Genomic DNA, 12936 nt, shown 5'->3' with positions numbered 1-12936 from the left:
GTATTTATGCTCTATAAACTGGGAACGCAATCACATCACTAAGGTGTTCTACCCCCAGAGCCAGCATAATCAGGCGATCAACCCCTAAAGCCACACCTGAACATTCTGGTAATCCAGCTTCAAGGGCAGCTAAAAAGCGCTCATCAATAGGTTGCTCTGGTAATCCCATTGCTACTCGCTGACGATTATCACGTTCAAAACGATGACGTTGCTCCTGTGCATCCGTCAGTTCACGGAACCCATTCGCTAATTCAACACCTTTAAAATAGACCTCAAAACGCTCTGCAACACGGTGATCTTCTGAACTAATTTCAGCTAATGAGGCTTGTGACGCAGGGAAATGATAGATAAAGGTTGGTTTTTCTAAACCGATATGAGGTTCAACTCCAGAAACAAATAGCAATTGAAGTAACGTATCTTTATCTTCTTCCGTATCTGCAATATTTGATAAGTCCAGTTTTGCTGCCACTTCACGCAATTTTTCTTTATCAACAGATAAAGGGTCAATATCGAGATAACGCAAAAATGCTTGTTGATAAGAGAGTGATTCTGATGCTTCACAATCTAACACTTCTTGCAGTAGATCATCGACTTCATTCATCAACCGGTACATATCAAAACAAGGGCGATACCACTCTAGCATCGTAAATTCCGGATTGTGATATCTACCGGCTTCCTCATTACGGAAGCAACGCCCCATTTGATAAATTGGCCCACTGTTTGCGGCTAATAAACGCTTCATGTGGTATTCAGGGCTTGTCATCAAATAAAGTTTTAGCCCTTGTGAAGCACCTGGCCCAACAAATTGGGTTTCAAATGGGTAAAGATGAACATCGGTAACGGTAGCCTGACTCATCATCGGTGTTTCAACTTCTAACACGCCACGATCAGTGAAAAAACGCCTAATATTACTGATTATTTTCGCCTTTTTTAGTAAGTTGGCGATTGAGGCGCTTGGCTGCCAATCCGCGATTTCACTCATAAACGAAAAACTCCAACAGAAAACAGAGCGTGCAGTTTACTCGCATCCTCTTCAACAGACAAATTTCTGCTAATAAAGAGGTGTTTCATTTTATATTTTTTCATTGTTCTTTTCTTTTTTAAGTAAAAACATATAAGACAAATAAATATAATTCTACAAAACATCTACTTTTGGGCACTTTTTATTGTTTAAATAAACACCAACCTACATCAGAAAAGCCGTGATTTTTTGCTATTTTTATAACAAGACTTAATTAGAATAATTCTTTTTCTCAATTAGAAATAACAATAAACTAACACTATTCTTATATTTAAATAGCCAAGTTCACCTAAACTTTAAAGTTAACTTTCTATTTAAATCTATGTATTTTGATTAGAATTAAAAACCTTTAGAAATATTATTAATATTTTATTAACAATTAACAAGACAAACCGATTTGTTTTAGATAAATAGTAAAAATTTTATTTTAACTTTTAGAATGGAATTTTATTTATTTAAATTAGACTTAAGAAAGATAAAAAAATCACTCTTTAAAATCAAGATATTATAAAAAACCATTGTCATTTTTAATTAAAGTTATCTATACTTTCAAAACAGATTATTCATTACTATTTATAATTTCCAATTTAGAAAAATATATTCTATTTGATCTTCGCGTTCTTCTGGTGGCTTATTATCAAAACCCAGAATTCTTGGTGTGGATCACACTTTTTTTGCGAAATACGGGAAAACCATCATTCATATCAAATTTCGGTGCCCTACATTTCGTTATACTAAAATTACAGTCAATGATAATAAAGATGTTATCAAGCGTAGTCACAAGGCAGTGAAACAATTTCGTTACGGATAGCTTAAAAAAATAGCATTACTAATTAATAATGTCAGTGAATTGAATTCTAGACAATTATTCCAATTTTCACTTGAACAATGGAGAAGCGCAGTGCAAACCTTTAATGCCGATATAGCGATAATCGGAGCCGGGGGCGCAGGCTTACGAGCAGCAATAGCTGCAGCGGAAGCGAATCCTCAACTGAAAATTACTCTGATCTCAAAAGTTTACCCAATGCGTAGCCACACCGTGGCAGCAGAAGGCGGATCAGCAGCAGTGACTCAGGCTCACGACTCCTATGATTTCCACTTCAATGATACCGTTTCAGGCGGTGACTGGTTGTGTGAACAGGATGTCGTAGATTACTTCGTTGAGCATTGTCCAACAGAGATGACTCAACTAGAACTCTGGGGCTGTCCTTGGAGCCGTAAAGAAGACGGGTCAGTCAACGTCCGACGTTTTGGTGGGATGAAGATCGAACGGACCTGGTTCGCAGCCGATAAAACCGGCTTCCATATGCTACATACCCTGTTCCAAACATCCTTAAAATATCCACAGATTCAACGTTTCGACGAACACTTTGTTCTCGATATCCTTGTTGATGAAGGTCACGCTCGTGGTCTTGTTGCTATCAATATGATGGAAGGTACGAAAGTTCAAATTCGTGCTAATGCGGTCATTATGGCAACGGGTGGTGCTGGACGTGTTTATCGTTACAATACCAATGGTGGCATTGTGACGGGTGATGGTATGGGTATCGCTTTACGCCATGGCGTTCCACTGCGTGATATGGAATTTGTTCAATATCACCCAACTGGACTACCTGGTTCAGGTATCCTGATGACCGAAGGTTGTCGTGGTGAAGGTGGTATTCTGGTCAATAAAGATGGCTATCGTTATCTGCAAGATTACGGCCTAGGACCAGAAACACCATTAGGTAAACCAGAAAATAAATACATGGAATTAGGCCCTCGCGATAAAGTTTCTCAAGCTTTCTGGCATGAGTGGCGTGCAGGCCGTACCATCAAAACTCACCGTGGTGATGTTGTTCATCTTGACTTACGTCATCTGGGTGCGAAAAAACTTCATGAACGTCTGCCATTTATTTGTGAACTGGCAAAAGCGTATGTGGGTGTTGACCCAGTAAATGAGCCAATCCCTGTTCGTCCTACTGCTCACTACACTATGGGTGGTATCGAAACCAACCAACAAACAGAAACTCGTATTAAAGGTCTGTTTGCAGTAGGTGAATGTTCATCTGTTGGCTTACACGGCGCTAACCGTTTAGGTTCTAACTCACTAGCAGAACTGGTTGTATTTGGTCGTCTTGCAGGTGAAGAAGCGGTTCGTTGTGCTCAAGAAGCAGCACCAGCTAACGCATCAGCATTAGATGCTCGTACTCGTGACATTGAAGATGGCCTGAAAAAACTGATGAACCAAAAAGGTTCTGAAAGCTGGTCACAAATTCGCGATGAAATGGGTGAATCAATGGAAGAAGGTTGCGGTATCTATCGTACACCTGAATTAATGCAAAAAACCGTTGATAAACTGGCTGAATTAAAAGAACGTTTCAAACATGTTGAAATTAAAGACACCAGTAGCGTCTTTAATACCGATTTACTGTACAAAATTGAGCTTGGCTTTGGTTTAGATGTCGCTGAATGTATGGCTCATTCTGCAATCAATCGTAAAGAGTCTCGTGGTGCACACCAACGTCTTGACGAAGGTTGTACTGAGCGTGATGACGTGAACTTCCTAAAACATACTCTGGCGTTCTATAACCCAGAAGGTGCCCCTCGTTTAGAATATAGCGATGTGAAGATCACTAAGTCTGCTCCTGCTAAACGTGTCTATGGTGGTGAAGCGACTGCACAAGACAAGCAGAATAAGGAGAAAGCGAATGGCTGATGACATGAAGCACATTAAGATGGAAGTCATGCGCTATAACCCAGAAACGGACGAAGCGCCTCATTTCGTCACTTATGATGTACCTTATGATGAGCAAACCTCATTACTGGACGCATTGGGTTATATTAAAGACAATTTAGCGCCTGATCTCTCTTACCGTTGGTCTTGCCGTATGGCGATTTGTGGCTCTTGCGGCATGATGGTCAACAAAGTGCCTAAATTGGCTTGTAAAACGTTTATTCGTGAATATCCAAACGGCATAAGAGTTGAAGCTCTAGGTAATTTCCCTGTTGAACGTGACCTTGTTGTTGATATGACTCACTTTATCGAAAGCTTAGAAGCGATTAAACCTTATATTATCGGTAATGATCGTAAGCCTTCTGAAGGTCCGAATAAACAGACTCCTGCTCAAATGGCTAAATACCACCAATTCTCTGGTTGTATCAACTGCGGTCTTTGCTATGCAGCATGTCCTCAGTTTGGTCTAAACCCAGAGTTTATTGGCCCAGCAGCGATTACATTAGCTCAACGTTACAACACAGATAATCGCGACCATGGTGCAAAAGAGCGTATGCCTCAGTTAAATGGTGAGAACGGTGTCTGGTCTTGTACCTTTGTTGGCTACTGTTCTGAAGTCTGTCCAAAACATGTGGATCCTGCTGCCGCTATTCAGCAAGGTAAAGCAGCCAGTGCGCAAGACTTTGTCATTGCGATGCTGAAACCACGTTAAGGAGGAAACAAGACATGACAACAAAACGTAAGCCTTATGTTCGTGGCATGCAACCAAACTGGTGGACGAAACTCGGTTTCTATCGTTTCTATATCACCCGTGAAGGGACTTGTCTTCCACAACTTTGGTTCAGTCTGGTTGTACTGTTTGGTGTGTTCGCACTGAAAAATGGACCAGAAAGTTGGGCAGGTTTCGTTGGATTCCTGAGCAACCCAATTGTAATGCTGATTAACATTGTGACCCTTATTGCGACGGTATTTCATACTGCAACTTGGTTTAAGCTTGCACCGAAAGCCGTAAATATCGTCGTTAAAGATGAAAAAATGCCTCAAGAACCTATTGTTCGTGGTTTTTGGGCTGTCACTATCGTTGTTACTGCCGTTATTCTGGCAGTGGCGTTAATGTAACCCAGGAGGGAAATAATGAATCAGAATCAACTTCCTAAGCGCTCTGATGAACCTATTTTCTGGGGATTATTTGGTGCAGGTGGTATGTGGAGTGCAATTGTCTCTCCAGCTATTATTATCCTGCTCGGTATCCTAATCCCAATGGGTATTGCGCCAGAAGCATTTACTTATGAACGTATTATGGCATTTAGCCAAAGCATTATTGGCCGTCTGTTCTTACTATTAATGATCATTCTGCCAGTTTGGTGTGCATTACACCGTATTCACCATACTTTGCACGATTTTAAAGTGCATGTACCTGCAAGCAAATGGGTATTCTATGGTGGTGCAGCAATTATCAGTGTTATCGCTATTATTGGCGTATTTACACTGTAATTGATTAATACGTGAAGATTAAAAGCCACTCAATTGAGTGGCTTTTTTGTGCCTGATATTCTGGTTTAGCTCGCTAATTTCAGTCCAATAATACCGAAAATAATCATTGCTAAACTCAATAAACGATAGATATTGGCTGATTCACCAAACACGAGAATACCAAAAATTGCCGTACCGACAGCACCAATGCCTGTCCAAATCGCATAAGCCGTGCCCGCTGGTAAGCCTTTCATGGCATAAGACAACATTCCCATACTCACAACCATGGCACTAATGGTAATAATACTTGGTGTTAAACGCGTAAAACCGTGTGTGTACTTAAGGCCGACAGCCCAAACGATCTCTAATAAACCCGCAATAAGAAGAATAATCCAAGACATAACGTCCCCTACTCGATAAATTGGGGTCGTCCCCTGAATACAAAGACAAAAAGCTGGGCCGTCCCAGCTTTTAAAAGATGAAGGTTAAGTATAAGAAAAAGAAATTAATCGTGCAATAGTACAAAACTAACTCAATTTTTCTTTGGTGCGCCCTCTTCACCATAAAGAAAAGCAGAGACATCATTTTCCACTTCTCCCATGGCCATCAGAGCATCCAGTGTCTCTTTTGCTTCTTCTTCATTGACGATACTCATAGCAAAACCTACATGCACCAGCACCCATTTTCCGATCATCGTATGAGGCTCGCCTTCACAGACTAGCGCAATATTGACTTCTCGTTTAACGCCACAAACATCGACCATTGCATTTTCAGTGATTGTTTTTCCAACTTCAACAACCTGGCCTGGGATACCAAGACACATAACAACCTCTATTCGATCTCTATTTGCTTTATTCGCATTGCATCGTCACTTTCAACGCGCAGATTCTGGCTACCACAAGACGGGCAACCTGCATTAAAAGTTGAAACAGTGACAACTTGATGACAATCCCAACACCATGCTTTCGCGGGGATAATCTCAATATGTAATTCACAGCCTTGGGCAAGGGTGTCTCTGCAAACAATATCAAAACAAAATTCAAGTGCACTGACTTCAACACAAGATAATGCGCCAATTTCCATCCATACGCTTTTTACTTTTTTTGCATTATTTAATTTAGCTTGAGAGTCTATTATCTCAAATGCGCTCTGGCAAAGCGTGATTTCATGCATGTCGATACCTTATTGAAGCAGAATAAATAATAGCAACTATAGTATCAGTACATAGTTGCTTTATTATTGATCTTAGAACAACAATTCAGCACCGGTTTCAAAAGCGGCTTTACGACGGCGTTCTTTAACCATCTCTTCAAGCGCATCTCTATCAATACACACTAGAGCATGAGTTGGGCAAACTTCAATACATGCAGGGCCCGCTTCACGGTGGTGGCATAAGTCACACTTATTTGCTTCCGCTTTAAATGCCTCAATGGTATTAAGCGCGGTTGATTTGCGCATAACAGGACGAGAAACCACTTCCATCGTGCCATAAGGACAAGCTAGTACGCAGGTTTTACAGCCGATACATTTTTCCTGATCGACATAGTAATAATCTTTGTTATGAATGATAGCGCCATTCGGGCACACATTGGCACAAGGGGCATCTTCACATTGATGACAAACAACTGCCGTACTGATTGAGAATCCTTTGATCACATGAATTCGCGGTTGAAAATTCTGCTCACTAATTTGGTCAATGGCTAAATTATCTTGGTCTGCTTGCTGATGTGACACAACACAAGCCACTTCACAAGTATGGCAACCAATACATTTTTTAGGGTCTGCAATGATGAAACGGTTCATCATATTCTCCTGATCTTTGTTATATATAGCCGTTATATATGGCGATAAATGCAATGAGTTATTCTAATTAAGAGTAATAATTAGAGTATCAATAGAATGAATCTAGCACAGTTCATGCCAATATATTTTTGATATAACTATTCCTTATTTTTCAATTAAATAATTTTCAAATAAAAATGATTATTGATTAATAGATAAGTCACTTCGTCAAATTATTCGACAAATTTGACGATAAAATAAATCGCTATATATTAAATTATATAATGATTTAATGCGTTTATATTCTTAAGTTTCATTACATATACAAAAATAGCGGGTTGGATCAAAAATGATTCAGTCATTGATATAAATTTATTCTAAACCTACTACAATATAGCTAATTTTTTAGGGCAATCGGTGGTGTCATGAAATTAAGCAGTAACAATGCTGAAACTATGGAGAGCCTTCGTAATGAGCGCAACCAATATCGAATTTTGGTTGATATCACAAATTCTGTATTAGCTCATCTAGACATGGATGGTCTTATTTCTGAAGTCTCTAAAGAAATACATCGTTTTTTTGGACTAAACCATATTAGTCTTATGTTATGCCGTACCTCATCACAAAATAATAGTGAAGGTATTCTTTATTCTAGTCGTTATCAGACTGGAAAATCTGTTATTCGCCAACAACGTAAATTCAGTAGCGCGAATAACAAAGCCGAAGAAATTATTAATCAGAATAAACCTGTCTTAATTGATATTAATAAAGAAGATCAGGAAGATGTTTTGATTAAGCGTCTAATTAAGCAAAATATGCAGACGGCTTTGTTATTGCCACTGGCTTTTAATCATAAACCTCTCGGTTTATTAATTTTAGCACATGAAATAGGAAGTGTTTTTACTAACGATACTTGCCAATTGCTTCAACAAATTGCGGCTCGTATTGGTATTGCCATTGAAAATGCGGCCGCTTATGAAGAAATAACGCATTTAAAAGATAGTTTAAAGAATGAGAATATTTGGCTTAATGAACAGATAGATAATAATGCAGGTTTTAGTGAGATTATTTATCAAAGCGATGCTATGCATAATGTTCTCGAACAAATTGAATTAGTGGCACAAAGTGATAGTACCGTTCTTATATTGGGTGAAACAGGGACGGGTAAAGAACTAATTGCACGCGCTATCCATCGTCTAAGTCAGCGAAAAAGTAAGACTATGATAAAAATGAACTGCGCAGCCGTACCTTCTGGCCTTTTAGAAAGCGATCTCTTTGGTCACGATAAAGGTGCATTCACTGGTGCAACGAATACACATATTGGCCGATTTGAAATGGCGGATAAAAGTACACTATTTCTAGATGAAATTGGTGATATGCCCATTGAATTACAACCCAAACTGCTGCGTGTTCTTCAAGAGCGAGAAATAGAAAGACTGGGTGGTAATAAAGTTATTCCTGTTGATGTTAGGCTGATTGCAGCCACGAATAAAGATCTTCATGAATTAACTGATGAAGGTGAGTTTAGAGAAGATCTTTATTATCGTCTTAATGTTTTTCCTATTATTATTCCGCCATTAAGAGAGCGACCTGAAGATATTCCGCTTTTAGCAAAACATTTTACGCAAAAAATTGCGCGAAGAATGGATAGAAAAATAGATTGTATTCCCGCTAACGCATTGGAACAATTAACACTTTATCCATGGCCGGGTAATGTCCGTGAACTTGAAAATATTATTGAGCGTGCGGTTATTTTAACCCGAGGTTCAACATTAAATCTTCAGTTAAAAGAGCTTCACATTAATAAGCCCTCTCGTTTAAAACAGGTGCTATCTCAACCTTCATCTATTGAAAAGCGTATGCAAACTAATGCGCCAGAAAGTGATGATGAGGAGAGAGAAAGGATCATTCAAGCGTTAAGAGAAACCAACGGTGTAGTTGCTGGTGCTAGAGGTGCCGCTTTAAAATTAGGATTAAAAAGAACAACGTTATTATCACGAATGCAACGCTTAGGTATTTCAATTCCAGAGATACTTTAATTCTGAAATAATTACTTATTTAATTAGAGTGTAATTAATTTATTACACTCTTTTATTTCATTTATTTGAAACTTATTAGTCTCTATCTATAATTTAATTGATCGTATTTCATTAGATAATCCTCTAATTAATTATTAATAATATAAACAATCAATGGAGCATATTATATATGAATAGCCTGCTTATAGATAAAATTAGTGAAATAAAAAAAGAGTACAAAAATAATAAATATGTTTTTATTCCCCAAAATATTGTCATTGATTTAATAAAACAATTAGGTGCTAAAGAAAAAGATATTAATACATTAATGGAATATGGCGACTATTTGGCGCAAGATCCAACTCTTTCATTTCGCCATACTCGAACAGGACGCTACCTTTTTGATAATGATATCGAAACCATCTCCAGACTAGAGTATCAACCTTTTGTTCTCACCGAAGAAGATGGATTTATTCGTGAAGACAGTGGTGCACAAAGGCATTTTAGAGCGCTGGATGATCGCTGGCAGAGCAATACGGCCTATCAAGCCTTGTTAAAATTAAAAATGCTATTAATTCAAGGAAATACATTTACCCCTCGTCACTTAACAGATCAACAATCGCCAAAATCAATATCGACTGTTTTTCATTTAAGATTAATTGCTCAACCAGACTCTTTAAGTGAACTTTCAATTGAAGGTGTGCATAAGGATGGCGTTGACCACACCATGATTGTTATGATGAATAAGCATAATGTAAAAGATAATACTGGTGCTTTACGTGTCCATTCACCACAAGAAGCTATAGGAACACCTTGGCAAAAAATTAACCCTGAAAATGTACTTTATGAACACAATAATGCGCAATATCTTGATGTTCTATTAATTGCAGATAATGAATTAAATCATAGCGGTACACCTATTTTCACTCATGATAATAAAAATCAGGCTTACCAAGATTTTATGGTTTTATTATCTCGTTATCCCACCGTTGATGCTCACCCATCACATAAATTCGACTCAATGAATGCACACCCTGATTTACCCTTAACGCTTTATTTAAATCAGTCAGTTGCTTAGTCATAAATTATTATTGCATAAATTAAAAAGCAATTTATCCACTTGATTTAGAAAAGGATTATATTAAAAGTAACATATCACTTTTTTATTGCGAGCCAACGTATAGTGAATATTCAAACAAAAATTAAGTGATTTTTTGACGATAAGCAGAAGAGGAAAAACGCCGACAGTAATAAAAAACCATAAAAAAACCGAGTTTATTAACATCAAGTCAATAAACTCGGTCTTAAGGCAGAAAAACAATACTAATTAGGTCAGATTAGCCCTCGGCGGCTTCTCTTAAACGACGTTTAATATTGCTGTACTCCGTTTTCACATAGTGTTCTGCCTGAGCCTGCTCCTTGATTGGCTCAACACATACTGCACAATACTTATACTCAGGGGTTTTAGTAATTGGGCTTAAGTTTTCTGCAACGAGTTCGTTACAAGCACCAATCCACCACTGGTAAGTCATATATACCGCGCCTTTATTCTGTCTATCACTGACTGCAGCGCGCGTAATCACTTTACCTTGACGGGAGCGTATCCAAACTAGCTCTTGATCTTTAATTCCTAGTTGTTTGGCATCTTCAGTGTTTAACTGAACATAGCCCGGCTCATCAGCTAATGCCGCCAATGCTTTACAGTTACCTGTCATTGAACGACAAGAGTAGTGCCCAACTTCACGGACTGTTGCCAGTACCATTGGGAATTCATCAGAAAGTTTGTCAATGGGTGGCGCCCAATCACAAGTAAAGAATTGACCTTTACCGTTAGGGGTATCAAAGTTACCGCCTTCGTACAGATATTGTGTACCTGGGCTATCCTCTGTTGGGCAAGGCCATTGAATATAAGCCAAGTCCGCCATTTTTTCGTAAGTCGCACCGTAATAAATTGGGCATAACTCACGCAACTCATCCCAAATTTCTTTGGTATTGTTGTAATGCATTGGATAACCCATTGCAGTTGCCATCAGACTGATAATTTGCCAGTCTGTTTTCACATCACCAACAGGTTCAACCGCTTTATAGAAACGTTGGAAACCACGGTCTGCTGCAGTATAAACACCTTCATGCTCGCCCCATGATGTTGCAGGGAAAATAACGTCAGCAATAGACGCCGTTTTGGTCATAAAGATATCTTGTACTATCAGTAGATCCAGCTTTTCAAAAGTTCTACGGATGGTTGCTAAATCTGGCTCTGTTTGCAGTGGATCTTCACCCATTATATAGTGCGCTTTTAATAAGCCATGATCGATATTATGAGGAACTTCACTCAACGCATAGCCTACTTCATCAGGCATAGATTCAATGCCCCAGAATTTAGCAAATTTCTCACGCGCTTTTTCGTCAGTAACGTATTGATAACCTGGTAGTGTGTTAGGTAATGCTCCCATATCACACGCACCTTGTACGTTATTTTGACCACGAACAGGGCCAACCCCGACATATTTTTTACCTAAGTTACCAGTTAATAACGCCAAACTAGTCAGTGAACGAACAGTTTCAACACCTTGGTAGAATTGAGTCACACCCATCCCCCAAAGAATTGTTGCTGTTTCTGCTTTTGCGTACATACGCGCAGCTTCACGAATAATTTGCGCACTTAAGCCTGTTATTTCTTCAACTGATTCAGGTGTATAGCTTTCAACTAACTTACAATATTCTTCAAATTGCTCAGTATGATTTTCGATAAAGGATTTATCATGTAATCCTTCCTCAATAATCACATGCGCAATCGCATTTAATAACGCAATGTTAGAGCCATTTTTCAAGCCTAAATGTAAATCAGCTAAGCGTGCTGTTTCGATGTAACGAGGGTCACATACAATAATTTTGGCACCCTTTTCTTTCGCCTTAACAATACGGCGAGCAACAATAGGATGCGAGTCTGCGGCGTTATAGCCGAAGACAAATAGACATTTGGTATCCTCAATCTCAACGATTGAGTTGCTCATAGCACCATTACCGACCGAACGCTGCAGACCTGCAACCGAAGGGCCGTGTCAGACACGAGCACAGCAGTCTATATTATTATTTCCGATAACCGCACGAGCAAATTTCTGCATAACGAAGTTAGCTTCGTTACCCGGGCCTCGTGATGAACCGGTTGTCATAATAGATTTAGCGCCGTATTTCTCTTTGATAGCAAGAAGCTTGCTACTTGCAAACTCAATCGCTTCTTCCCAAGAAACCGCTTCTAATTTTCCGCCTCTTTCACGACGGATCATTGGTGTTTTAAGACGTGGAGTCAGTATCTTAGTATCATGGATAAAATCCCATCCATAATACCCTTTCAGACACAGCTCACCTTGGTTTGTTAAACCATTGGCTCCTTCAGCGCCAATGATTTTACCGTTTTCCACCTTCAGGTAGATTTTGCATCCTGAGGCGCAATACGGACAGACCGTGATGACTTTTTTCATCAACATTGCTCCTGTGTTCATCAACTTTCAGGTTATTACCCGATTCTCTCCTCTATCTATGCAGAGAGTGTGCCAAAGAAGCGCGCTTTTTTATATTTCTGCAATACAATGAAAAATAAAGAAAAATAAAATCAAAAAATCAGTAAGAAAATAATAAAGATTAAATTAGCAAGCGATGTTCGACACTAATGACGATATTTATGTCGATTAAGATACCTATAAAAACACGTTATACATAAGACGTTATAGCGAAGGAACGTTCTTTATTTAGCGAAAATAGCGATTGTGCAAATACACGTTCTTATCTGCCTCTATCCGGATCTTGCCATATATAATGATGACAACTTTCTAATATCGCTATCAATACGCCTATTTACTAGAACTATTCAAAACTAATAATTTTGATATTAATGTAATTCAAATAAAAAATTTTTAAACTTCAAT

Annotated in this window: 12 protein-coding genes; 6 read left to right on the top strand and 6 right to left on the bottom strand. The window is 38.7% G+C overall.

Annotation, left to right across the window (positions count from 1 at the left end):
- Positions 1-4: 4 nt before the first annotated feature.
- Positions 5-982, bottom strand: coding sequence for an elongation factor P--(R)-beta-lysine ligase (gene epmA, locus CUB63_RS16715; RefSeq protein WP_006535433.1), 978 nt, complete (start codon positions 980-982; stop codon positions 5-7).
- 940 nt (positions 983-1922) lie between these two features.
- On the opposite strand from epmA, the gene frdA reads away from it, so the two are divergent.
- Genes frdA through frdD form a run of 4 tightly spaced genes read left to right on the top strand, consistent with a single transcriptional unit; the run spans position 1923 to position 5231 of the window.
- Positions 1923-3719 (top strand): fumarate reductase (quinol) flavoprotein subunit, encoded by a 1797-nt coding sequence (frdA, locus tag CUB63_RS16710; protein ID WP_109848547.1) that lies wholly within the window; start codon positions 1923-1925, stop codon positions 3717-3719.
- Positions 3712-4449 carry a succinate dehydrogenase/fumarate reductase iron-sulfur subunit gene (locus CUB63_RS16705; RefSeq protein WP_006535436.1) on the top strand — a complete coding sequence of 246 codons (738 nt, stop codon included), beginning with the start codon at positions 3712-3714 and terminating at the stop codon, positions 4447-4449. The genes frdA and CUB63_RS16705 overlap by 8 nt, the downstream gene beginning before the upstream one ends.
- 14 nt (positions 4450-4463) lie before the next feature.
- Positions 4464-4856 carry a fumarate reductase subunit FrdC gene (gene frdC, locus CUB63_RS16700; protein ID WP_072063826.1) on the top strand — a complete coding sequence of 131 codons (393 nt, stop codon included), beginning with the start codon at positions 4464-4466 and terminating at the stop codon, positions 4854-4856.
- 15 nt (positions 4857-4871) lie between these two features.
- The gene (gene frdD, locus CUB63_RS16695; protein ID WP_006535438.1) at positions 4872-5231 is read left to right on the top strand and encodes a fumarate reductase subunit FrdD; all 360 of its coding nucleotides are present in this window, start codon (positions 4872-4874) and stop codon (positions 5229-5231) included.
- Between the two features lie 65 nt (positions 5232-5296).
- Here the strand turns inward: frdD and sugE are convergent, their stop codons facing one another.
- From sugE to hydN, 4 genes are all read right to left on the bottom strand, one after another.
- Entirely contained in the window at positions 5297-5611 is a 315-nt protein-coding gene (sugE, locus tag CUB63_RS16690; RefSeq protein WP_006535439.1) for a quaternary ammonium compound efflux SMR transporter SugE, read from the bottom strand.
- A gap of 131 nt (positions 5612-5742) precedes the next feature.
- The gene (hybG, locus tag CUB63_RS16685) at positions 5743-6033 is read right to left on the bottom strand and encodes a hydrogenase maturation factor HybG (protein ID WP_006535440.1); all 291 of its coding nucleotides are present in this window, start codon (positions 6031-6033) and stop codon (positions 5743-5745) included.
- Positions 6034-6041: 8 nt separating this feature from the next.
- Positions 6042-6383 carry a hydrogenase maturation nickel metallochaperone HypA gene (hypA, locus tag CUB63_RS16680; protein WP_006535441.1) on the bottom strand — a complete coding sequence of 114 codons (342 nt, stop codon included), beginning with the start codon at positions 6381-6383 and terminating at the stop codon, positions 6042-6044.
- A gap of 72 nt (positions 6384-6455) precedes the next feature.
- Positions 6456-7013 carry an electron transport protein HydN gene (hydN, locus tag CUB63_RS16675; protein WP_072063828.1) on the bottom strand — a complete coding sequence of 186 codons (558 nt, stop codon included), beginning with the start codon at positions 7011-7013 and terminating at the stop codon, positions 6456-6458.
- A 404-nt stretch (positions 7014-7417) separates the two neighbouring features.
- Between hydN and CUB63_RS16670 the strand changes: the two genes are divergently transcribed.
- Positions 7418-9031, top strand: coding sequence for a sigma 54-interacting transcriptional regulator (locus tag CUB63_RS16670; protein ID WP_072063829.1), 1614 nt, complete (start codon positions 7418-7420; stop codon positions 9029-9031).
- 169 nt (positions 9032-9200) lie between these two features.
- The gene (locus CUB63_RS16665; RefSeq protein WP_109848546.1) at positions 9201-10088 is read left to right on the top strand and encodes a 2OG-Fe dioxygenase family protein; all 888 of its coding nucleotides are present in this window, start codon (positions 9201-9203) and stop codon (positions 10086-10088) included.
- A gap of 259 nt (positions 10089-10347) precedes the next feature.
- Here the strand turns inward: CUB63_RS16665 and fdhF are convergent, their stop codons facing one another.
- The gene (gene fdhF, locus CUB63_RS16660; RefSeq protein WP_109848545.1) at positions 10348-12492 is read right to left on the bottom strand and encodes a formate dehydrogenase subunit alpha; all 2145 of its coding nucleotides are present in this window, start codon (positions 12490-12492) and stop codon (positions 10348-10350) included.
- Between the last annotated feature and the right edge of the window lie 444 nt (positions 12493-12936).

The organism is Proteus penneri, from assembly GCF_003144535.1.
In the GTDB taxonomy this organism is placed as follows: Bacteria; Pseudomonadota; Gammaproteobacteria; order Enterobacterales; family Enterobacteriaceae; genus Proteus; species Proteus penneri.
The sequence above is the reverse complement of the archived record's forward strand: the minus strand, read 5'-3'. Positions and strand labels throughout refer to the sequence as shown.

Bases quoted from the DNA above. Each gene is read 5' to 3' on its own strand.
- epmA (WP_006535433.1), bottom strand. From the start codon at position 982: ATGAGTGAAATCGCGGATTGGCAGCCAAGCGCCTCAATCGCCAACTTA.
- CUB63_RS16705 (WP_006535436.1), top strand. From the start codon at position 3,712: ATGGCTGATGACATGAAGCACATTAAGATGGAAGTCATGCGCTATAAC.
- frdC (WP_072063826.1), top strand. From the start codon at position 4,464: ATGACAACAAAACGTAAGCCTTATGTTCGTGGCATGCAACCAAACTGG.
- frdD (WP_006535438.1), top strand. From the start codon at position 4,872: ATGAATCAGAATCAACTTCCTAAGCGCTCTGATGAACCTATTTTCTGG.
- sugE (WP_006535439.1), bottom strand. From the start codon at position 5,611: ATGTCTTGGATTATTCTTCTTATTGCGGGTTTATTAGAGATCGTTTGG.
- hybG (WP_006535440.1), bottom strand. From the start codon at position 6,033: ATGTGTCTTGGTATCCCAGGCCAGGTTGTTGAAGTTGGAAAAACAATC.
- hypA (WP_006535441.1), bottom strand. From the start codon at position 6,383: ATGCATGAAATCACGCTTTGCCAGAGCGCATTTGAGATAATAGACTCT.
- hydN (WP_072063828.1), bottom strand. From the start codon at position 7,013: ATGAACCGTTTCATCATTGCAGACCCTAAAAAATGTATTGGTTGCCAT.
- CUB63_RS16670 (WP_072063829.1), top strand. From the start codon at position 7,418: ATGAAATTAAGCAGTAACAATGCTGAAACTATGGAGAGCCTTCGTAAT.
- CUB63_RS16665 (WP_109848546.1), top strand. From the start codon at position 9,201: ATGAATAGCCTGCTTATAGATAAAATTAGTGAAATAAAAAAAGAGTAC.